General features: G+C 56.5%; 19 protein-coding genes and 1 pseudogene. 13 read left to right on the top strand and 7 right to left on the bottom strand.

Annotated elements, in window-relative coordinates; translation table 11 throughout:
• Nucleotides 1-219: a hypothetical protein gene (locus tag ACIOWL_RS01630; protein ID WP_400380844.1), complete on the bottom strand. Its 219-nt coding sequence runs from the start codon at nt 217-219 to the stop codon at nt 1-3.
• Between the two features lie 719 nt (nt 220-938).
• Here ACIOWL_RS01630 and ACIOWL_RS01635 point away from each other — a divergent pair.
• Together ACIOWL_RS01635 and ACIOWL_RS01640 are read left to right on the top strand one after the other, a co-directional pair.
• The gene (locus tag ACIOWL_RS01635; RefSeq protein WP_400380846.1) at nt 939-1,412 is read left to right on the top strand and encodes a hypothetical protein; all 474 of its coding nucleotides are present in this window, start codon (nt 939-941) and stop codon (nt 1,410-1,412) included.
• Nucleotides 1,413-2,244: 832 nt separating this feature from the next.
• Entirely contained in the window at nt 2,245-2,949 is a 705-nt protein-coding gene (locus ACIOWL_RS01640; protein ID WP_400380849.1) for an alpha/beta fold hydrolase, read from the top strand.
• A gap of 454 nt (nt 2,950-3,403) precedes the next feature.
• Here the strand turns inward: ACIOWL_RS01640 and ACIOWL_RS01645 are convergent, their stop codons facing one another.
• The gene (locus ACIOWL_RS01645) at nt 3,404-3,694 is read right to left on the bottom strand and encodes a helix-turn-helix domain-containing protein (protein ID WP_400380852.1); all 291 of its coding nucleotides are present in this window, start codon (nt 3,692-3,694) and stop codon (nt 3,404-3,406) included.
• Nucleotides 3,695-3,765: 71 nt separating this feature from the next.
• On the opposite strand from ACIOWL_RS01645, the gene map reads away from it, so the two are divergent.
• Nucleotides 3,766-4,536, top strand: coding sequence for a type I methionyl aminopeptidase (map, locus tag ACIOWL_RS01650; protein WP_400380855.1), 771 nt, complete (start codon nt 3,766-3,768; stop codon nt 4,534-4,536).
• Between the two features lie 191 nt (nt 4,537-4,727).
• Here the strand turns inward: map and ACIOWL_RS01655 are convergent, their stop codons facing one another.
• From ACIOWL_RS01655 to ACIOWL_RS01665, 3 genes are all read right to left on the bottom strand, one after another.
• Entirely contained in the window at nt 4,728-6,143 is a 1,416-nt protein-coding gene (locus ACIOWL_RS01655; RefSeq protein WP_400380858.1) for an MFS transporter, read from the bottom strand.
• A gap of 165 nt (nt 6,144-6,308) precedes the next feature.
• Entirely contained in the window at nt 6,309-7,784 is a 1,476-nt protein-coding gene (locus ACIOWL_RS01660) for an aldehyde dehydrogenase family protein (protein ID WP_400380861.1), read from the bottom strand.
• 34 nt (nt 7,785-7,818) lie between these two features.
• Nucleotides 7,819-8,754 (bottom strand): NAD(P)-dependent oxidoreductase, encoded by a 936-nt coding sequence (locus ACIOWL_RS01665; protein ID WP_400380864.1) that lies wholly within the window; start codon nt 8,752-8,754, stop codon nt 7,819-7,821.
• A gap of 106 nt (nt 8,755-8,860) precedes the next feature.
• Between ACIOWL_RS01665 and ACIOWL_RS01670 the strand changes: the two genes are divergently transcribed.
• Together ACIOWL_RS01670 and ACIOWL_RS01675 are read left to right on the top strand one after the other, a co-directional pair.
• The gene (locus ACIOWL_RS01670) at nt 8,861-9,790 is read left to right on the top strand and encodes a LysR family transcriptional regulator (protein WP_400380867.1); all 930 of its coding nucleotides are present in this window, start codon (nt 8,861-8,863) and stop codon (nt 9,788-9,790) included.
• 478 nt (nt 9,791-10,268) lie between these two features.
• Nucleotides 10,269-10,526, top strand: a complete 258-nt coding sequence (locus ACIOWL_RS01675; protein ID WP_400380870.1) for a hypothetical protein — start codon at nt 10,269-10,271, stop codon at nt 10,524-10,526.
• 22 nt (nt 10,527-10,548) lie between these two features.
• On the opposite strand, the gene ACIOWL_RS01680 is transcribed toward ACIOWL_RS01675, so the two are convergent.
• Nucleotides 10,549-11,328, bottom strand: a complete 780-nt coding sequence (locus ACIOWL_RS01680) for a helix-turn-helix transcriptional regulator (RefSeq protein ID WP_400380873.1) — start codon at nt 11,326-11,328, stop codon at nt 10,549-10,551.
• An 84-nt stretch (nt 11,329-11,412) separates the two neighbouring features.
• On the opposite strand from ACIOWL_RS01680, the gene ilvD reads away from it, so the two are divergent.
• Nucleotides 11,413-13,335 carry a dihydroxy-acid dehydratase gene (gene ilvD / locus ACIOWL_RS01685; RefSeq protein WP_400380874.1) on the top strand — a complete coding sequence of 641 codons (1,923 nt, stop codon included), beginning with the start codon at nt 11,413-11,415 and terminating at the stop codon, nt 13,333-13,335.
• Between the two features lie 389 nt (nt 13,336-13,724).
• Here the strand turns inward: ilvD and ACIOWL_RS01690 are convergent, their stop codons facing one another.
• Complete coding sequence (locus ACIOWL_RS01690; RefSeq protein WP_400380877.1) at nt 13,725-14,492, bottom strand: IclR family transcriptional regulator; 768 nt, start codon at nt 14,490-14,492, stop codon at nt 13,725-13,727.
• 145 nt (nt 14,493-14,637) lie between these two features.
• On the opposite strand from ACIOWL_RS01690, the gene ACIOWL_RS01695 reads away from it, so the two are divergent.
• From ACIOWL_RS01695 to ACIOWL_RS01725, 7 genes and pseudogenes are all read left to right on the top strand, one after another.
• Nucleotides 14,638-15,762: an ABC transporter ATP-binding protein gene (locus ACIOWL_RS01695; RefSeq protein WP_400380880.1), complete on the top strand. Its 1,125-nt coding sequence runs from the start codon at nt 14,638-14,640 to the stop codon at nt 15,760-15,762.
• Nucleotides 15,749-16,390: an ABC transporter permease gene (locus ACIOWL_RS01700; RefSeq protein WP_400380883.1), complete on the top strand. Its 642-nt coding sequence runs from the start codon at nt 15,749-15,751 to the stop codon at nt 16,388-16,390. Before ACIOWL_RS01695 ends, ACIOWL_RS01700 begins: the two co-directional genes overlap by 14 nt.
• Nucleotides 16,390-17,088, top strand: coding sequence for an ABC transporter permease (locus ACIOWL_RS01705; protein WP_400380886.1), 699 nt, complete (start codon nt 16,390-16,392; stop codon nt 17,086-17,088). Before ACIOWL_RS01700 ends, ACIOWL_RS01705 begins: the two co-directional genes overlap by 1 nt.
• Nucleotides 17,089-17,105: 17 nt before the next feature.
• Nucleotides 17,106-18,026: an ABC transporter substrate-binding protein gene (locus ACIOWL_RS01710; protein ID WP_400380888.1), complete on the top strand. Its 921-nt coding sequence runs from the start codon at nt 17,106-17,108 to the stop codon at nt 18,024-18,026.
• Nucleotides 18,023-19,135 carry a flavin reductase gene (locus ACIOWL_RS01715; protein WP_400380890.1) on the top strand — a complete coding sequence of 371 codons (1,113 nt, stop codon included), beginning with the start codon at nt 18,023-18,025 and terminating at the stop codon, nt 19,133-19,135. Before ACIOWL_RS01710 ends, ACIOWL_RS01715 begins: the two co-directional genes overlap by 4 nt.
• Nucleotides 19,136-19,142: 7 nt before the next feature.
• Nucleotides 19,143-20,495: an LLM class flavin-dependent oxidoreductase gene (locus ACIOWL_RS01720; protein WP_400380892.1), complete on the top strand. Its 1,353-nt coding sequence runs from the start codon at nt 19,143-19,145 to the stop codon at nt 20,493-20,495.
• Nucleotides 20,496-20,745: 250 nt separating this feature from the next.
• Nucleotides 20,746-20,892, top strand: a pseudogene (locus tag ACIOWL_RS01725) (helix-turn-helix transcriptional regulator); the annotation flags it as partial.
• Between the last annotated feature and the right edge of the window lie 4 nt (nt 20,893-20,896).

Below are 20,896 nucleotides of genomic sequence, written 5' to 3' on the forward strand. Positions count from 1 at the left end.
TTAGTAGAAAGGTTTCCAATAGTCGCTGGTTGATTCCATCACCACCGTGGTGACCTGTTCATCCTTCAGATACTCGATCAGCGCGAGGACTTGCTTGGTGGTCGCGCCGGACGTGAGAACCGTGGTCGTGTAGGTTCCTTGACGTTTGCCTGGCTTGCGCACGGCGACCTTGGCGTCTCGTTTGGAGATGTCCATTCCAGCGGCGCGTTGATGCACCACATCTATAATCGTTTCACCTTCTTCCTTCTCCACCGCTGATCTGCGGCTGATTTTGGGGTGTTGGCGGTCCAAGATGGGTCAAGGAGTAAAAGCATTGAATTCTAGTACTCGTGCTCACAGCAACATTCCACGGTTCTCGTGAAGACCCACACGTCAGGCTAACTTTCGGGCTCAAAACACCATAGAAAAACCGGCATGACAAGTCCCGCCAACACCATCAGGATGCGCTCCTGCACGCTAGGAACCAAGGGAGTAGAGAGTAGGTCGGCTGGCCCTCGGAGTGCGCTAATTCTCGGTTTCCTCGGCGGAGCGAAGCCCTGGTTGGCTAACCAGAACGCGAAACTGTTCAAGTGGACGAAGACTGCTGATTACCTGTTGGGCAAGATGACACGTAAAGCGAGGGTTAACGAGGCAGTGGTTGATACCCAATCAATAATTAACTCAGAACACTAGCTAAGGGGTCGGCAATCGCCGGCCCCTTACTCGCGTCTACGCCATCGACGCATTGACACCCAGATGACCAAAAGCAACATGCTGGTCACCACGTACACCAAGACGATCCCTAGCAGTTCTAGCCAATAGAGCACATTTGAGGTCCCAGGGCCGGGAAATCAGCATGTCAGCGGCGCATCCGGTCGCGGAATGCGCACGAAATCCGGACTTACGGAGTGACCTCATCCACCATTCTAATACGTAAGTAGTTGCGTAAAATAGGTGTCGTGACGAAGACCTTGCCGATGAGCCGGTTCATCCAGCACTACAACCAGCACTTGACTTCCGCCGAGCAGACCGACTCGGTGATCATTCTTGAACAGCGCGCCGGCCGGCCCGCCTGGGTTCTGGAATCCGAGCAGCGAGTTTGTGCCAAGGCGGAAGCAACCAATTACCTCGCTGCCGTTCTGGCGACATTCGTGCGCGACGAGGCCATGGTCGAGCGGTTCTCGTCTCTGCTGGTCACCACGCTGCCTTGGACAGTGCTCCTGCCCGAGCGTGACCGAGAGCAGTTCGTCGTCGAGTCTGCTAAGACGTTGCAGGCCTGCGCCTCCATAGGCCGTTACACGGCGTTCGCTGACCTCATTGAGGAATGGCGGAACACCGCAGAAGTCTGGGCTGACCCGACTCTTGCAGCCGAGCTCTCGGGCGACATCAGTCAGCCGCTTGGCCAGCCCGTCGGATGGGCACCTCGGACCTAATGCAGCCCAAACCCACGTCCCAAACACGGCGATCAGGTCCCCCTCTTCCTTCCCATAACGAGCGGGAATTAAAGTTTGTATCCACACGAGGGGTAACCACACGTACTTGAGGTCCGCTACCAGCGGCGCTTGGGAAACAAGTGATTGGAAATTCCAGGTGGCCTGCTTCTTGGGGGTGCTCGTGTGCTCCTACTTCCGGGTGCCACCCGTATCCAGCACCGCACGTTCAGTGGCGCCTAGGCGGCGCCGCCGGCCAGCGAGCTGGGCGCCGTGCTCTCAAACAGCCCCTTGATGGCGCGGCCCATCTTCTTGCCGCGGCCCTTCCACCAGTTGCCCTCATCCTTGTAGTGGTTCCATCCGACCCATGAGAAGACGATTCAGGCTTCTGCGAGGATGGCCGAAAACAGGTTGCGGTCCATGGAGTAGGAGGTTGCGCTCACCGAAAATCGGGATCCCCTCCTTGCCGAATCCGAGTTAACCTCAGGGCTGCTACGTTGCCCGAGGTGCACTGGAATCCTTGGACCTTGGGCGCGCCCGGCCACGAATCATCCGACACAACCTGAAACTGACTTTGATTCGACGAGTTCCCCATAGGTTCTGCCTCGAAAAACATCCATATAACCACCTTTTACGCCTCATGTCAGGCTAAAAACGATTCAGCCTCGCAGGCTCGGTTGCTCAGCAAATCGTCTACGATCCTCCAGCCTGCCCCGACCATCCTCCACGATCATGTAGCGTGCTCAGAATTGCACGGCAGCTGGCCACGTCTTGGCCTAAGATCATGATCATGACTTTGGATCTGAACTTACGTATCGTTCGCACAAACTCTGAGGTGAGTGGGCCATCAGTGCTGCTGATCCACGGCTTCGCCTCATCCGGCGAACTGAATTGGGAGCGCGCTCGGTGGACTAACTATTTCGTGGACCATGGACGCAACGTGTTACTCGTTGACCTGCCCGGCCATGGCTCCGATCCAAACCGCAACGAGGGCAGCTGGGCACCGAGCCAGATCCGACAGGCACTGGCAGCCATCGTTATTGATCTCGATGAGGGTCCCGTGGACGTGTTGGGCTACTCCCTGGGCTCACGGTTGGCATGGGAATTTGCCGCCTGGAATCCTGATCTAGTGGATCATCTTGTCATGGGTGGACCGGGCGCCAATGACATGCTCGCAGGTTTTGACATCGATCAGGCTCGCCAGCTCTTGGCCAATGGAACCGAAATCAATGATGATCTCACCGGTTCAATTATGCAGATCGTTGCCTCGGAACCTTCGAACGACCCCGAAGCCCTGTTTAAGCTCATTGAGGGAATCAAAACCGAACCGTTCATGCCCGAGGCCAAGGTCCCCACCACTCCGACCCTACTGGTCGCCGGCGATCGAGATGAGCTGGCCACCACCATGCCCCAATTACGCCGCCTATTGAAGGACGCAGGAACCCGCAATGAGGTTCTCTGGCTGGCCGGTCGCAATCACTCGAACGCGGTGACAAGCCGTGAGTTCAAAGACAAGGCTATTGAATTTCTCACGGCTTAGGCTCAAGGTATATTCATAGCCCTTGAAGCGGCCACTTCTCGTTGCAAATTCACTGTGCAGCATTCAAAGGAGATGGAGACGTCAATGCCGAGAAAGCAGAGAACGTCTGAAACATCACTCATCGTCACTGAATCCGCGATACCTACGGCCGAAAACGCTGCCAGCGTCCGCATAACGTCGAATCGCGACGCTAGCATCACGGGCCTATATCAGGGAATGGAAACCGTGGAGGCGAGCAATAAGTTAATAGAGTTGGTGGCTAGGCCGGCCTCCGAGTATTCCCTGAAGGACTTACAGGAATGGCTCACTGCTACGCTACGCGAAGTCTAGGGATCCCTGACTTCATAGTCACATTTCAAGAACAGACTGTGGTTTCGCGGCTAAGGATTCAAAACCTGCTCTGAGGCATAAGAAATCGTGCCTACCGCCATCCTGCCAAGCCGAATTGGTGGCTCTAAGCGCTCAATCGGTCCTTTACTTGATTGATGGTTCGCTGGCTGTCCGATTCAGCAACCTGCTCCCAGAGAGCATCCATGGACAGGCCCAGAACACGGGACAGCAGCGCGATGGTGGCAAAGGATGGTGTCGCCACCCGTCCTGATTCAATCTTGCGCAGCGTTTCGGGAGAAATGCCTGCTTCCAGGGCAACTTCCAACATGGTGCGGGAGCCACGTGCAGCCCGCAACAAGGCACCCAGTTGTTCTCCGCGTGCGATTTCCTGCTGACTTAGTGGCAATCTGACCATAACTCCAATTATAGTACCGGTATAGTATTACCGGTATCCCCAGTTGAACATGTTGGAAGGCAACGTGACCCATGATTGAGATCCTGAATTCGGCGGACGCGGCCCGCGCCCGAGTAACCGGCGCCTTGGTGGGCACCATTCTGGCCACCCTCAAAAACAAGGTGGTACCGGGAACCAATTTGTTGGAGATCGATGCCTGGAGCAAAGAAATGATCGAAGAAGCCGGGGCGACCTCCTGCTATGTGGATTATGCACCAGCGTTCGGCAACGGACCGTTCGGTCATTACATCTGCACCGGCGTCAACGATGCAGTTCTTCACGGACTTCCGCGCAATCAGAAGGTTGCTGCAGGCGATTTGCTCAGCCTCGACCTTGCCATCATCAAGGACGGAATCGCCGCGGACGCGGCGATCAGTTTTGTTGTTGGTGGCCAGGGGGATGCGGCGAGCTTAGCGCTCATTGACGCCACCGAACGCGCTTTGGCCGCGGGTATCGAAGCGGCCCAGCCAGGGGCAAAGATCGGCGACATCTCAAACGCCATCGGCCAGGTGCTTCATGGTTCGGGCTACAAGGTGAACCTTGAGTACGGTGGACATGGCATCGGCTCAACGATGCATCAAGACCCGCATGTCTCCAATGATGGGCGTCCCGGCCGAGGTTACACCCTGCAGCCCGGCCTGATGCTGGCCTTGGAACCATGGGTTATGGAAGATACAAATGTCCTTAAGTCGGATCCGGACGGTTGGACCTTACGCAGTTCCACCGGCTGCCGTACCGCGCACACCGAACACACAGTGCTCATCACCGAGAACGGTCCAGAAATCCTCACCCTGGCGAACTAACAATTCGCTTGACCGTGAGCAGGACATTGATTGGTGCGACAACAATAAGATTCATGGATAGTGGCCGGTTGGATGGATTCCAACCGGCCACTTCAGCAGGATGTGAGATGTCCTCGTTCACTGGCTTCGTGTGGCTTCTTTAGGTGCCGGGAAATTAGGATTCGAGCCACCTCACCGGAACCTGCAGCAGGTCAGTGAGAATACGACGCGGCCGTCTCGGCAAGGGACTTGCCTTTGGTTTCTGGTGCGAGCCACTGCGAAAGAAGCGCGCCGGCAAAAGCGATCAGCGCCGCCACAATCATGCTTGGCCCCATCCCAATATGGATGATTGCCCAGGGAAGCGCGAATGTTCCCAATGCCGCACCAATGCGGCTAATCGAGGCGGCGAACCCCATCCCCAAACCACGGATTTCACTGGGAAACAGCTCTGATGGATAGACCTGCACCAGCATGCTGTAGCTTGCGTTGATAAACGAGAACGCCAGGAACAGCGCGAGGACAACACCGGTGGGTGCTCCGCTCCAGAGCCCGACAATCAGCAGCAGCACAGCGCAGATCCATTGTCCGGGCACCGTGAGGAACCGGCGCCCTAATTTATCGATAAGTAATACCGAGGTAATCACACCCGCTGTGGCCAGGGCCGACAATCCCACGCCACCGGCCCATCCCCCTGCTAGGCCGTACTGTTTCAGGACTTCGTCAGCAAACGTGGCGATGGCGAAATAGGGGGTCACTGCGCAGAACCAGAAGCCTGAGGTGAAGAGGGTCGCTCTCCAGTATTTGTTGGAAAACAGCATGCGGAATGAGCCTTGAGGCACTACGGAGTTCACCTTCCGCGCCTCGGCTTCCTGGATTTTTCTAAGGTCAATTTCTGCGGTGATGCTCTCAACCATCTCTGGCGATTCCACATATCGTTGCATGATCTTCTCAGCTTCGGCGTCGCGGCCTTTCGTGATCAGCCAGCTGGGCGACTCCGGCAGCCCAAACCGCGCAAGGAAAAGTATCAGGGCGAGCAACGTGCTTGATCCCATGATCACTTTCCACGACGCTCCCAGATCATGCAGGATTGTGCCCACGATAAATGCGAACATGAATCCGATGTACCACGCGACCATGGTCACCCCGAGTAGTCGACCGCGCAATTTCGGCGGGGAGAATTCTGAGAGCAGTGGCCAACCGATGGAATACTCGCCTCCGATGGCCAAGCCCATCAGCAAACGAATGATGACCAATTGAAGGGCCGCAGATTCGCCGGTGGTCACGAAAAACTGCGCCGCCGAGGCAACAACGAATAATCCCATGTCGATGATGAACATTGGTTTTCGCCCGAATTTATCGGTAGCCCACCCCGCGAGCGGTGCACCAATGAAGATTCCGAAGAGCGGAGCTGCGGCAATGAGCCCAAGCCAAATTTCGTTGATCATCAAGTCATCGCTGATCAGTGATGTCGCTGGGCCAAGAATGCCAAGAATATAGCCGTCAAGGAACATCCCTCCAATCAGGACAGCGACCAGTCGCCTCATAAAGCGGCGTTTGAATTGCGGTGTGGTGTCCTGCGGCTTCGTTGCCAAACGATTGGAAGCACCCGCGTTGTGAAGATCTTTCATCGACGTTTCCGTTTCTAGATTCGCGTGAAACGATGGAAGCCGAAGTATCTGGACCGCTAAGTTCGTGTCCCTGGCTGAAGGTTTCATGCGCTGAATGATGTGGATACGGCGGCGATATGTGTATCGCCGCCGCCGTTCAGGAAATCAAGAGATCCAGCATGATTGCTACGAAGATTTCGAGAACCATCCTGTGACAGTTGGTTCGGTGTTCTGATAGATGTGTTTGGCTTCGCGGTATTCGTCGAGGCCCGAATGGCCTAGTTCTCGACCGATGCCCGACCGTTTGAACCCGCCCCATTCTGCTTGCGGAAGGTACGGATGATAGTCGTTGATCCAGATGGTTCCATGGCGCAGCAGACGCGACATACGATGCGCTTTACCCTGGTCGCTGGTCCAAACCGCCCCGGCCAAACCGAAATCGGTGTCATTGGCGATGTCCAAGGCCTCCTGTTCGGTACCAAACGTTTCAACGGTGATCACCGGGCCAAATGATTCGTCGGTCACCACGCTCATCCCGCGCTGGCACTGGTCAAGAATCGTCGGCTCAAAAAAGAACCCCGATGAATGCTCCTCCCTGCCCCAGCCACCACCGCAACGCAGCCTGGCGCCTTCAGCCAGACCTCGACGCACATATTCGCTCACGCTGTCTCGGTGTTCCGCGGAGACCAGCGGACCAGTTTCAGCGGCCGGGTCGAAGGGACCGCCCATACGGATTTGCTGCGCACGCTCGACGAGCTCGTTGACGAACTCCTCGGCAATCGATTCCTCAATAATCAAGCGGGTACCTGCCGAGCACACCTGGCCAGAATCCATGAAGCCGGCGTTCAAGGCGTTATCCAGTGCCGCTTCGCGGTCGGCATCGGCAAAAATGACGTTCGGATTTTTTCCGCCAAGTTCAAGTGCCAGCTTCTTCACCGTTTTCGCCGCCGCGGCGGCGATACGCTGCCCCGTCGGCAGCCCGCCGGTAAAGGACACCAGATCTACATCGGGATGCTCAGACATCCGAGCCCCGACTGTAGAGCCTGCACCGAGCACCAAGTTGGCAACACCTTCGGGTAGCCCAAGCTGGTCAAAAACATCGAAAAGCAGGATCGCGGTATGCGGCGTGATTTCGGCTGGTTTGAGGATCAGTGAGTTACCGGCCGCCAGGCATGGCGCTACCTTCCAGGCCGCCTGCAGTAGCGGGAAGTTCCAGGGAGTAATCAGTGCGCACACACCAACCGGCTCGTAGACGACTCGTGAGAGCACCCGGGGATCTCCGGCATCGATAACTCGTCCAGCGTCTCCCCGGGCAGAGCGAGCGAAATACTTAAAGCATGCGACAACGTCTTTAATATCGATCTGTGCTTCGACGAACCGTTTCCCGGTATCTAATGCTTCGGCTTTCGCAAACTCGTCCAGCCGGTCCTCTAAGGTGCGTGCAACCCGGTCGAGGAATTCTCCGCGGTCTTCACCCGAAGCATCAGACCACACGCGAGAGGAAAATGCGTTTTTTGCGGCGTCAATGGCGACATCGACATCTTGAACACCACCGGTGGCAACCGTACCGACAACGGTTCCGTCTGCTGGGCAACGTATCTCCTTGGTCTCACCTAATTGCGCGGATTCCCATCGTCCATCGATGTAGAGAGTATTTGACATGTGTCTTCCTTCAAAAAGAAAAGCTTTGATTGATCTATCGAATCGTCACGTCGGACTGGTCGGTGACTTCCCACGGCGGCACCCAATCACCATCAAGCCGGAACGATAGGCCCGATTCATCCTCGAGATATTTGGCGACATACAACTCCGGTTCGTGACTTCCATAGCGATTGGCCGCGCGCTCGAACGTCGCGCGAGCTGCATCGGTCATTGGAAGGTCCGTGCCGACGTCCTTTTGCAGCTCACGGATCAACCCCAGGTCCTTGTTGCACAGATCCAAGGTGAATGATGGATCGTAGTGGCCAGCAAAGATCGAGGGGGCATCATGCTGCGCCACAAAGGAATCACCCACCGACTGGCGGATGGCAGAGAAGAGGACTTCGAGTTTGACCCCATGACTCATGCCGAGGGCAAAACCTTCACCAATCGCCGACGACGCAACAAACCACAATTGATTGGTCACAAGCTTCACCACGTTTCCGGTGCCAAGCCCACCGCACCGAATAACGATTCCCAGGTTTTCAAGTATTGGTTCAACCCGGTCCGTGAGCTCATCGTCGCCACCCATGAACAACGTCAATCGTCCATTGCGTGCGCCATCCACTGCTCCGGTGACCGGCGAATCGACGACCCCTACCCCCGTGGGCGCTTCGGCCGAAAGTTCTGCAACCAGCTCCTTGCGGTTCGTAGTGAGATCCACCCACACGCTGCCTGGCCGCATGGCCGCCAATACTCCCGCTTCGCGCATCACCGCCTGGACATGATCGGGCCTCGGCAGGGAAGTCAGCAGGAATTCGACGTTTGCGGCGCAGTCTGCGGCCGAACTGGCCGCGGTTGCTCCGGCGGCGACTGCTTCGTCCACCTTGGCGGGATTCATGTCGAAAACCCGCACCTCGTACCCTGCCTCGATCAAGCGGTGGCACATCGGTGCCCCCATGTTTCCAAGACCGATGAATCCAATAGTGTTCATGGAAAACAACCTCCAAGTTTGTTGTGATGTGCTTCACAACAAACTTTAGGGTTGCAAGAGAAATTGAGGAATACTATCTTTTCTATCTGTCTTATAGGATTATCCTATGTCTCTTAGCCTGCATCAGATACGTTGCTTCGTCACGACCATGGAATGCGGGTCGTTCACGAAGGCTTCACAGGAGCTAGGGCTTTCCCAGCCTTCCCTGTCGGAACAAATTCGACTCTTGGAGCGACACCTTGGCGCTCAGCTTTTTCGCCGGCTTGGCCGAGGTGTTGCGCCAACAGAAGCGGCGAAAACTTTTTCCCCCTATGCACACTCAGTTCTGGAAGCGGTAACGGCCGGGGACCATGCCGTGTCCTCGCTCAACAAGGCCGAGACCGGAACCGTCCGATTCGGCCTGTTTGGTGCAGCGCACCTGTATCTGTCCGGTGAGCTTGTCTGCCGGACGCTACAAAAACTGCCTGGTGTGCGCATTGCGCTCGTCGGCCAGAATTCCAGTGAGGTGATCGAAGACATTCGCGCGGGCAACCTTGAAGCCGGACTCGTTGCCCTGCCCATTCACAATGAAGACCGCCTGCGTATTGAACCCGTGGCAAGGGACGAACTGGTGTATGTCAGTTCAGATCCACAACGCGCGAAAAAACCAGCCACCCCCGCAGTGATTGCCGCGGCGCGACTTGTGCTATCCGAAGTCACGTGGGGAGACAAGGATTTCACCCGCCAGCAGCTCAAGCGAACAGTGCAAGCGGCAAACCTTTCACTGCAGCCGCATGCTGAAGTGGAAAATGTTGAAACGGCTATCGAAATTGCCGCTCAGGGGCATGCCGACACAATCGCCGCGCGTGGGGTGGTGCGCCGGGTCGCACCAAAAATGGATAACAAGCTTTTTGCAGTGGAGCTTGAGCCTCGACTGTATGAAGAATTCGCGATTGTGTATCGAACGAACACTCACCTCAGCCTAGCGACAAGAACGGTTATTAAGTACGCCCGTGACCTGCTCTTGGAGGCAACCACTCCGAAGGACGCATCGTAGCTGACGCTCCAACACCCACCCGCTGATCCTTCGAAAACGTTGCCGTGGACCGGGAGCAAATTCCTACGTCGCCGAAAGCCATACACGAGAGTTCTAATCCGTACTCGCCGCTGACCCTCAGCCCATGAATCTTTCAGCAAAGCACTTATCCCCAGCCCTTCTGGTTCAAGTAATTCACGGGGTGCAAGTGGTGGTTTTCAGGGGATCATTCCTGCCAGTACTACAGGCATGGAGTTCCCCGCGTACTCGAATTAGCTACAGCGTTCCATAGCGCATCCGTCATGCTCGCCGCGTTGTCGCGGCTTATCTCTGAGGAGATTTCAGGCGAGAGTGCGCGGCCCGACGATTCTCCGACTCCCGGCAATCGTTTCACCACCGGCACACACCAGGCCATTCGCAATGGCATCATTGATGGCCTTCGTGCAGCTCAGGTTGAGGCTAGAATTGACCGCAAGGCATCACGAAGATGGTGGAGATCATGGCCAGACAAAGATCCAAGTGGGCTGAAGATTCAACGCCCAACGATGCACCAGCGGAAGATTTGCACGTCGAACAACGGGGAAGAAACGAATACGTCATCGTTGATTCCGCCGGCAACGTGCATTCAAAGGTCCTCACCTACCTGGCAATGTTCGCCGCCCGGCAGCATGCGAAGAACGCCGTGGCCTTCTCCCCGACAATCACCTTGAGCCCGAACATGAAAGCTCTGATCAAATACCAGATCCCGGGCGAATAACGCGCTCTGCCGAAGCGGGAGTCTACAATGGCGCATAAAACAGCAGGGTCAGATCCGGAGCTTCGGCGGGGACCAGGTTGTGCTGCTCGTAGCGGGTCAACCCCAGGGTCGGATGCTTAAACAGCCGCTCACGGGTACCGAATCCGGCAACGTCACGCTCTTGCCAGATCGCCGCAAATTCCGCCGAGGCTTCGGAAACCCGTGCCACGATTCCGCTCTCCCCCGAGGGGCTGAGCCAGCCACGGGTTTCGGCGCGAAAGCTCCCCACGAATCCCCGGCTCTGCTCCGCCCAGTCGGGCAGCATGTCTCGCAGTGCCTCATCGGTGAATACCAACCACAACAGGTTTCGATCCACTTCGGCTACCGACGTAATTCGCGGATACAGCTGTGTATAGGCCTGATTCCAACCGATGATTGTCCAGTCCGCCGCGAGCAGGAACGCAGGAAAATCCACGGCGTCCAACAATCGTTGCAGCGCCGGGGTCATTCCTTCGGAAGCCACCGGCACCACCTCGCGGTGCCCGCCGAGGGATAACAAGTAGCTGGTCTCCACCGGGGTCAGCCGGTACAGCCTTGCCAACGAATCCAGGACCTGGCGTGACGGGTTGATATCCCGCGCCTGTTCCAACCAGGTGTACCAGGTGACACTGACTCCGGCCAGCGTGGCAACTTCCTCACGGCGAAGCCCGCGGACCCGGCTGCGACCCACCTCCGGCAGGCCGTGAACCGCACGTTCGGCACGCGCCCGGCGGTCCTTGAGGAACCCGGCAAGCTCTTCCCTGCGGCGCACAGATGCGTTCATGACCGCCCAATCTTTGTCTGGTAGTAGTACTACTAGTATTGACACCGTCTGGGTGATCTGCAAAACCTATGATCTGATAGTTCAATGACCACACTTCGTTCACATACCGTTACCCACGGCCGCAATATGGCCGGCGCCCGCGCACTGTTCCGCGCTGCGGGTGTTAATGGCGCTGATCTGGGCCGCAAACCCATCATCGCCGTTGCGAACAGCTTCACCGAATTCGTCCCGGGACACACCCACCTGCAGCCGGTGGGCCGCATCGTCTCGGACGCCATCACCGCCGCCGGCGGTATCCCCCGCGAGTTCAACACCATCGCCGTTGACGACGGCATCGCCATGGGCCACGGCGGCATGCTCTACTCGCTGCCAAGCCGCGATTTGATTGCCGACTCCGTTGAGTACATGGTCAACGCCCACTGTGCCGACGCCCTGATCTGCATCTCCAACTGCGACAAGATCACTCCGGGCATGCTCATGGCCGCTCTGCGCCTGAACATCCCTACCGTGTTCGTCTCCGGCGGCCCCATGGAATCCGGGCGCGCCACCTTGGTGGACGGCACCGTGCGCACCCTGGATTTGGTGGACGCCATCTCCGAGGCAGTTAATGAAAACGTCTCCGACGCCGACCTGCTGCGTATTGAAGAGTCGGCCTGCCCGACCTGCGGTTCGTGCTCCGGGATGTTCACCGCCAACTCGATGAACTGCCTCACCGAGGCCATGGGCCTCTCGCTGCCGGGCAATGGCTCGACCCTGGCCACCCACACCGCCCGCAAGGACCTCTACGAGAACGCCGGCAAGCTGGTGGTGGAAATCTCCAACCGCTACTACGGCGAGAGCGATGATTCGGTGCTGCCGCGCAACATCGCCACCGTGCAGGCCTTCGGCAACGCCATGGCCCTGGATATCGCCATGGGCGGCTCCACCAACACCATTTTGCACCTGTTGGCCGCCGCCCGCGAGGCCGGCGTGGACTTCGGACTGGACGAAATCGACGCGGTCTCCCGCCGGGTTCCCTGCCTGGCCAAGGTGGCCCCGAACGCCGCCGGCGCAGGCAAGATCTACTACATGGAAGATGTCCACCGCGCCGGCGGCATCCCTGCCATCCTCGGTGAACTGCGCCGCGGCGGGCAGCTGGATGAAACCGTGCACACCGTGCACTCCAAAACCATGGGCGAATGGCTTGATGCCTGGGATATCCGCGGCGGCAAGGCCACCGAGGAATCCTTTGCGCTGTGGCATGCCGCCCCGGCCGGGGTACGCTCCTCAACCGCTTTCTCCCAGTCCGCCCAGTGGGAAGACCTGGACACCGACTCAGCCGGCGGCTGCATCCGCTCGGTAGAACATGCCTACTCCAAGGACGGCGGCCTAGCCGTGTTGCGCGGGAACATCGCCCTTGATGGCGCCGTGGTGAAGACCGCTGGTGTGGATCCATCCATCTGGACCTTCACCGGTCCGGCCGTGGTATGCGAATCGCAAGACGAAGCCGTAGAGAAGATCCTGAATAAGCAGGTGAAAGCCGGCGACGTCGTGGTGATCCGCTACGAGGGTCCCAAGGGCGGCCCGGGCATGCAGGAAATGCTCTACCCCACCTCCTTCCTCAAGGGCCGCGGCCTGGGCAAGGAATGCGCGCTGATCACCGATGGCCGCTTCTCCGGCGGCACCTCGGGTCTGTCGATTGGCCACATCTCCCCAGAGGCCGCCTCCGGTGGAATCATCGCGCTGGTTGAAGACGGAGACACCATCTCCATCGACATCCCAACCCGTGAGCTGACCCTGAACGTTTCCGATGAGGTGCTGGCCGAGCGTCGCGAACGCCTGCTGGACACCACCGGCTACCGTCCAGCCACCCGCGAGCGAGTGGTCTCCCCTGCGCTGCGCGCCTATGCAGCCATGGCCTTGTCCGCGGACAAGGGCGCGGTGCGCGACGTGGATCGTGTGGAGCGAGCGCTGCGTGAGGCCGACGAACGTGCGGCCGCCGCATTGCGTGCAGGGTCCAACGCCTAGCCGGTAACCCCTGCCCAGCTCTAGAGCCCGGGTTTCGTGTCATCACACGAAACCCGGGCTCTTTGGGTTTCCAAGGTCCCGGTGCATCTGAGGTCCGACACCGCCCCGAGCGGAAATAGGCTCAAACCCTACTCATAGGCGTGCAGACACGAGAACGTTTCGGCACAAACAGCAAAACCCGCGGCGGGCGTGGACACCCCGCGTGCAGCCACCACGAGGTCCCGCAGCAGACCTCGCTACGTCGACCCGGTAACGTGTCGGACGAACTGCTCGGATTCGAACAACCTCTAACGTGGTCAATTCCGGAATTTGCCCACCGACTACCTGGCTTAGGCACACCACAATCCACGTGCACCCGTTCGCTCGACAGACTCCATGGCGTGAGCGAATTACCTACTGGCGATAGTTTCTGCACCTTGCCTCAACGCCGATAGCGCGCCAATTCTAAAATCTTCGGTAAACCTGCTGGTAGGAAGATATGTCGCGAGCATCGCAACGAGCCTGCCAGATTTTCGCACAGGGACGCCGATTCCCGAAAGCCCTGCCTCCAGAGTGTCAACAACGACGGAGTAATCGTTAAGTCGAATTCCATCGATGGATTCCGTGAGCTCTCTAAGCTCTTGTGCAGAACCGTCAAACTGCTTGTCAAGGATTGTTTTTGTCTTCTGTGAAGGAAGTTCGGCAAGCAGCATCCGCACAAATCCTGAATCAAGACTGCTGACCGTCTGCCCTTTCCAGGTGCCAGAAATCCCCAACAGGTGCGTGCCTTTCACCTCTTCAGTAACCGTGGCCATACTTTCGGCAACTGGAACGGCCATCATGCACGTCTCATCGAATTCAGCCGTAAAGCTCTCGAGAACACTGAGCCCAACTATTTGAAGTGCAACATCATGTTGCACCGAACCAGATAACTCAGAGATTGCCGGTCCTAATACCCATAAACGGTCAGTTCCCGGGCGCGCGACTGCACCAACGTCGAACAAAGACGCCAGTAACCGGGAAACCGTCGTCCTCGGCAGCCCCGACTCCGCGGACAATGCCGCGACCGACGCTCCGCTGTCGTTTTTGGAGAGCAATCTCAAGATCTGAAACGCCCTGTGGAGCGATTCGTTCCGTCCAGCGGCAGCGGTTAGGGGGTTCGCCTCTGTCAATTCCATGGTGACCTCTTGCCAGTAAAGGGGTGGTGACAACAGTATATGCGACAAAGTAAAAATAGTGACCGCTTAACGGTTGTTTAATGACCGCTATACGGTCATACTCATTTATTGAGACTTGTATCACTAGATGAGTTAAGGATGATCAGTGAACAGAACCACCACACCCGCGACTAAACCAACGGGCGAATCTCAACGAGTACTTTTCGAAAATGTGTCTAAGCGCTATGCCGATGGCACCCTTGGCGTCGAGAACCTGAACCTCGAATGTGAAGCCGGAAAAATCACTGTTTTCGTTGGCCCTTCCGGATGCGGGAAGACCACGACACTGCGCATGATCAACCGGATGATCAATCCGACTAGCGGCACGATCTTGATCGGTGACAAAGACGTCACCAAGATGGAGGAGTCCCAGCTTCGGCGTGGAATCGGATACGTAATTCAGAATGCAGGGCTGTTCCCCCACCGCAATATTCTCGACAACATCGCCACAGTCCCGGTGTTGTTAGGGCAGTCGAAGCGAACCGCTCGCGAAGAGGCCGTGGGTCTGCTGGAACGGGTAGGTCTTGATGTAAGCCTTGCCAAGAAATACCCCTACCAGCTATCTGGCGGACAGCAGCAACGGGTAGGAGTAGCAAGAGCTCTAGCAGCGGATCCGCCCGTGTTGTTAATGGACGAGCCGTTCTCGGCAGTAGATCCAGTCGTGCGCACCGATCTGCAAAATGAGCTACTGAGGTTGCAGAGCGAACTGGGGAAAACGATCGTTTTTGTCACCCACGACATGGACGAAGCAGTACGACTCGCCGACAGAATTGTCGTCTTCCAACGAGGCGGGGCCATTGCCCAAGCCGGAACTCCCAAGGAACTGCTACTGGAACCGTCCAACGTGTTCGTTCGCGATTTTACGGGCGACAGTGGCATCAAATGGCTGTCCACCATGGATACCACCGACATCCTCACGGATACCCAATTTCTCGTCCGCGATCCGATACAAGGGCCAATTGACTCTTGGCGCCTATTGACTGCACCCACTGGTGAGCCTGAGGGATGGCTTCCGCCACATACAATTGACCGCTCCGACCTAAGCCCATGTCGCAGGTCGTTTGTTCCGGGTTCAGATTCGATGCGGGTTGCCATGGATTCAGCGCTGCTGTCACCGGCAGGATTGGCCGTTGCTACAACATCAACGGGCACTGTGCTGGGATTAGCGTCATTCGAGAATATCGAGTTGGCCATCAATGCAAGACGGGGTGTGGCGCGTGTTGGACTTTAGCTGGATCGAAAGAAACTTCTCAGTCATCGTCGAGTTAACCCAAGAACATCTCCTGTTGTCCTTCGTCCCTTTGCTCATTGGACTTGCTATCGCAATTCCGCTTGGAGTGGCGTGTGTTCGCTGGGCATGGCTCAATCCGATCGTACTCATCGGCAGCTCAGCATTTTTCGCGATCCCGTCCCTTGCGCTGTTTGTCTTCATGCTTCCGTTGACCGGTCTCAGCAGGCTAACTGCCCTAGTCCCTTTATCGATTTACGCGGTGTCACTACTGGTGCGAAATGTGGCGGACGGTATTAGGTCTACCGATGATTCGGTGCGGCAAGCTGCAAAAGCCATGGGTTACGGGCCAATGCACCGACTGTTCGCCGTTGAACTACCCATCGCCACACCCCTTATACTCGGCGGGCTGCGCGTTGCGACAGTTGCCAATATTGGGATGGTCTCTGTCGTTTCCGTCATAGGGCTTTCTTCGCTCGGAGATCTATTTGTAGATGGAACTCAGCGTTTTTTTGTAACACCAATTATTGTCGGCATCGTTTTGACGCTGGTCCTGGCGGCTATCTCGGACCTCGTCCTGGTGGCAATCCAACGAATCCTCACCCCCTGGTCTACACAAAGGAGTAACTGATGAGCATTGTGGAACTGGTGATTCAGTGGTTCAGCCAGGCAACAACGTGGTCTGGTCCTGAATCGATCCCCATACGCCTAGCCGAGCACCTGCTCTACAGTTTTCTGGCGTTAGCTGTCGCAGCGGTCATCGCCATTCCTCTAGGACTGTATTTCGGTCACCTGCGAAAGGGTGAAATATTCGTTCTCACCACAGCAAATTCTATCCGCGCGTTGCCTACCCTCGGATTGCTGACCCTTGTGGTGATCGCCTCCGGTATCGGCATCTTACCGCCACTTATCGCCTTGGTTGTCCTGGCGGTACCTCCTATGTTGGTCAATGCGTTCGAAGGTGTCAGGGCGGTCGACCACACCATCGTCGATGCAGCCAAAGGTGTCGGAATGACTAGCCGTTCGATCCTTTGGAAAGTCGAACTTCCAGTTGCACTCCCCCTTGTTCTTCTGGGAATTCGGCTTGCTGCTATCCAAGTAGTTTCGGCCGCAACCATCGCCGCATACGTGGGCCTGGGAGGGCTAGGCCGATTCATCTTTGACGGCATGGGACGCCGGGACTTCGGCCAAGTGGCTGGAGGCTCAATCATCATCGCCATCGTAGCGATAGGAATCGAAGTTGTTTTTATCGCGCTGGCCGCATTGGTGACATCTCCCGGGATAACACAACGACGTGTTCTCGGAAACCTCGCATTCTCAAACTCCTAACAAGAATCGACTCGACTATGAAAACTCGATACCTCGCTTTCCTTGCCACGGTGCCCCTCATTACGGCGGGAACACTAACTGCTTGTGGGGCAAGTGACCCGTACGCGTCAGCTCCAACTGCTGAAGACTCAGGAAAACCAACCATTGTGGTCGGCTCCGCCAACTTCAGCGAAAACATACTCCTCGGCGAAATCTATGCCAAAACACTAGAGAACCAGGGATTCGCGGTCGAGCGAAAACTCAACATTGGAGCTCGCGAAGTGCTCTATTCGCAAGTGGAAAACTGCACTCTCGACGTTGTTCCGGAATACAACCAAGCGCTGCTCGCATTCATTGCACCTGACGTGTCGGCATCGGGCACCGAGGAAGTTAATTCCGCACTTCAACAGCAGCTTCCCGACTCACTGCAAATCTTAAAGTCTTCTGAAGCACAGAACAACAATTCTGTGGCGGTCACCAGCGCGATCGCCCAAGAGTTTGGTCTAACAAAAATCGAGGATCTGGCCGCTCATGCCGAGGAAATGACATTCGGCGGTCCCACCGAATGGAAAACACGTTCTGACGGATACCAAGGGCTGGCGGAGGACTACGGCGTGAGTTTTAGAGAGTACAAGAACCTGGACTATTCGGGGCCCATCACCTTGGCCGCATTGGGCAAAGGGGATATTGATGCCGCCTTGCTTTTCTCCACAACACCACAAATTGAAACCGAAGGTTTTGTTGTCCTGCAGGACCCCAAAAACACGATCGGGGTCAACAACGTGACTCCTTTGATTTGCGCCAACGAAGTTCCAGAGGCTGCACAAGATGCACTCGGGAAGATTAGCGAAAGTCTCAGCACCGAAGAACTGACCCTACTGAACAAACAATATGTCCTTGACCATCGCGACGCGGCCGAAGTTGCCAACGAATGGATCACTCAGAAAGGCCTCTCATGAGCAATCAGGCTGTCACCAATGCAATTGATCCCCAGCACTATCGCAAGACCATGGGACGCTACCCCACAGGTGTCGCGCTCGTTTCATCCCTTGACGCAGAGGAAAACCCTGTCGGAATGATCGTCGGCACATTCGCGTCCGTATCGCTGGATCCGCCGCTGGTCTCATTCATGCCCGCCAAGTCGTCAACTACATGGCCCAAAATTCAGCAGGCCGGAAAGTTCGCAATCAGTGTTCTCGGTGCAAATCAAGAAAGTGTAGTTCGAGCGTTCGGAGGGAAAACCGCAACTAAGTTTGAATCGGTTGAATGGGAAAAAACTGCTCAGGGAAACCCGATTGCTCACGATGCCATCGCGTGGATCGAGTGCACAACTAAGGAGGTTATCGATGCTGGAGACCACCACATCGTCTTAGGCGCCGTTCAGAGCATGGACATTCGAGGAAATGAGCTGCCGCTACTTTTTTTCCAAGGAGGATTTGGGAAATTCACTCCTCATTCAATGGCCATGTTCGACGATTCACTCCATCAACAGCTGACTACCGTTGACCAGGCACGGGCCGAAATGGAGACTTTGGCCGAAAAATACAACTGCGGATGTCTCGTGGGTGGGAAAGACTCAGACTCTTTTGTCCTGCTGGCCAGCGCTGGGAGCAGCCGCGTGCCGTGGATGCCAAGTGCCATTGGCAGACGAGTCACCATCAAGGCTCCCTTCGGGCGGACTTGCATGGCCTTCTCACCGGAAACAGACATGGAAAACTGGCTCCACACAGCGCAATCAGACGACGAACGCCATTCCCTTCGCACCATGTTGGAGAAAATCCGAGAACGTGGTTACTCCGTTTCCGTTCTCGAAGAAGGTACCAACGCGAGCCACTTGAAAGATATTCAATTCTTGATGGACCCCGGCGTCGAAAGCCTGGACGAACCGTCCGAAGGGACTCTTCACTCGTTGGCGATCCCGCTACCTTCTCCAGGCAGCGGCGTGCCGCTGGTGCTGTCTTTGTACGGTTTGGATATTCAGGCAGGAACCGCACTGGCTCAGCAGATCGTCGAAGACCTCAAATCCGCAGTTCACCGAATCCTTTCCAACAGCACAACTCAGAATTAGAGGGAAAATGACTACTGAAAATCAACAGCATCAAGGCCAAATGGCACTCGGACTCTTGCTTTCACCAGCGAGTTCCCATATCGCCGGATGGCGGCATCCGGAAGCAATGAGCAATGCAGGCGAATCCTTTGATGAGGTACTAGCCGTTGCCAAGTCCGCAGAAGAAGCCCATCTAGATTTTGTGTTCCTTGCCGACGAACTCTGCGCGCCAGATGCCGACCCCAAAATTCTGAGTCGAGATCCGGTTATTTATCGATTTGAACCGTTGACTTTATTGGCGGCTCTGGCGGTGACGACCAAACGAATCGGACTGGTTGCAACACAAACGACAACCTACAACGAGCCGTACCATATCGCTCGAAAGTTCGCTTCGTTAGATAATCTCAGCAACGGTCGAGTCGGATGGAATCTGGTTACGTCCTACGTTCCGGCCGAAGCAAAAAATTTCAGCGAATCTTCGCACATGGGCAGTGTTGACCGTTACGAACGTGCCGAAGAGTTCCAAGAAGTTGTTTCAGGACTGTGGGATAGCTGGGATGATGACGCGTTCCTTCTAGATAAGGCCAGCGGACGCTACTTTGACCCAAGCAAGATGAATACCCTCAACCATGAAGGCAAGCACTTCTCCGTGAGGGGACCGCTGAATGTCCGGCGGACACCGCAAGGCCATCCAGTCCAAGTACAAGCCGGTTCCTCTGAGGCTGGGCTAAATCTCGCCGCGAAGTGCACCGATATAGCTTTCACTGCGCAGCCGACTCTTGCGGGGGCCCTTGCCTTCAGCAAGACGCTTCGTGCAAAAACAGTTGCTGCCGGTCGTGCGGAGGACAGCGTCCGCATCATTGCCGGTGTGCAGCCAATCATCGGGGACAGCCCGGAACATGCGCAAGAACTCTATGAGGAGATGCAGGAGCTGATCCATCCGGAGGTAGGCTTGACGCGTTTATCCCAACTACTGGACTACGATGTCACCGGTTTGCCACTGGATGGGCCGCTTCCTGACGACATCCCGGACACGGACAACTACAAAAGTCGCCGACAGCTCATCATCGACACTGCACGATCTGAGAACCTGACCCTCCGGGAACTCTACCTGCGAGTTGTTGGCAGCTATGGACACCGCATCGTTGTTGGAACTGCCGAAACCGTGGCAGATGAGCTAACCGAGTGGTTCCTCGCTGGCGCCGTCGACGGATACATCCTGTCGCCGACGCATTTGCCCGCAGGGTTCGAAGTATTCAAGGACAAAGTAATCCCGCTCCTGCAGGATCGAGGAGTTTTCCGCACGGAATACACTGGTGCCACATTCCGGGAGCATCTTGGGCTGAACAGGCCTGATCTCGTGAAGATCGAGACTGTTTAAGGCAACATTTGAAGCTACTGTCTGCTCCAGTCATCTAGCGCGCAAGAGCGCAAGATGGCTGGATCAGACGTGGCTCATTAACACGGCGAACGGCATCAGCGTTCAACGCAGCTTGCCCAAGGAAGTTAGGGCGAAAGATCGCCCGGATTCATGGCGACAAGGCAAGCACGAAAAATCGTGATGAGCGTCTTGGCAGATCTTCCAAACGACAATCAATGACGATGTCACTGTACGGTCACATAATGGATCTATGGAACTACCTCCGTTCACCGCATCAGCTCCGGGTCTGAGAATCAGAAAGCAGCGTCAACGGCTCGAATTGACCCAAGCTGAGGTGGCGCGCGCTGTAGGGGTATCGCGGAAGTTTTTGGTGGAGCTCGAAGCCGGCAAGGAGTCCGCTT

The sequence above is a fragment of the Glutamicibacter sp. NPDC087344 genome (assembly GCF_044744225.1).
Lineage (GTDB): Bacteria > Actinomycetota > Actinomycetes > Actinomycetales > Micrococcaceae > Glutamicibacter.

Coding starts and splice junctions, on each gene's coding strand:
- ACIOWL_RS01645 (WP_400380852.1), bottom strand. CDS start 3,694: ATGGTCAGATTGCCACTAAGTCAGCAGGAAATCGCACGCGGAGAACAA.
- map (WP_400380855.1), top strand. CDS start 3,766: ATGATTGAGATCCTGAATTCGGCGGACGCGGCCCGCGCCCGAGTAACC.
- ACIOWL_RS01655 (WP_400380858.1), bottom strand. CDS start 6,143: ATGAAAGATCTTCACAACGCGGGTGCTTCCAATCGTTTGGCAACGAAG.
- ACIOWL_RS01660 (WP_400380861.1), bottom strand. CDS start 7,784: ATGTCAAATACTCTCTACATCGATGGACGATGGGAATCCGCGCAATTA.
- ACIOWL_RS01665 (WP_400380864.1), bottom strand. CDS start 8,754: ATGAACACTATTGGATTCATCGGTCTTGGAAACATGGGGGCACCGATG.
- ACIOWL_RS01670 (WP_400380867.1), top strand. CDS start 8,861: ATGTCTCTTAGCCTGCATCAGATACGTTGCTTCGTCACGACCATGGAA.
- ACIOWL_RS01675 (WP_400380870.1), top strand. CDS start 10,269: ATGGCCAGACAAAGATCCAAGTGGGCTGAAGATTCAACGCCCAACGAT.
- ACIOWL_RS01680 (WP_400380873.1), bottom strand. CDS start 11,328: ATGAACGCATCTGTGCGCCGCAGGGAAGAGCTTGCCGGGTTCCTCAAG.
- ilvD (WP_400380874.1), top strand. CDS start 11,413: ATGACCACACTTCGTTCACATACCGTTACCCACGGCCGCAATATGGCC.
- ACIOWL_RS01690 (WP_400380877.1), bottom strand. CDS start 14,492: ATGGAATTGACAGAGGCGAACCCCCTAACCGCTGCCGCTGGACGGAAC.
- ACIOWL_RS01705 (WP_400380886.1), top strand. CDS start 16,390: ATGAGCATTGTGGAACTGGTGATTCAGTGGTTCAGCCAGGCAACAACG.
- ACIOWL_RS01710 (WP_400380888.1), top strand. CDS start 17,106: ATGAAAACTCGATACCTCGCTTTCCTTGCCACGGTGCCCCTCATTACG.
- ACIOWL_RS01715 (WP_400380890.1), top strand. CDS start 18,023: ATGAGCAATCAGGCTGTCACCAATGCAATTGATCCCCAGCACTATCGC.
- ACIOWL_RS01720 (WP_400380892.1), top strand. CDS start 19,143: ATGACTACTGAAAATCAACAGCATCAAGGCCAAATGGCACTCGGACTC.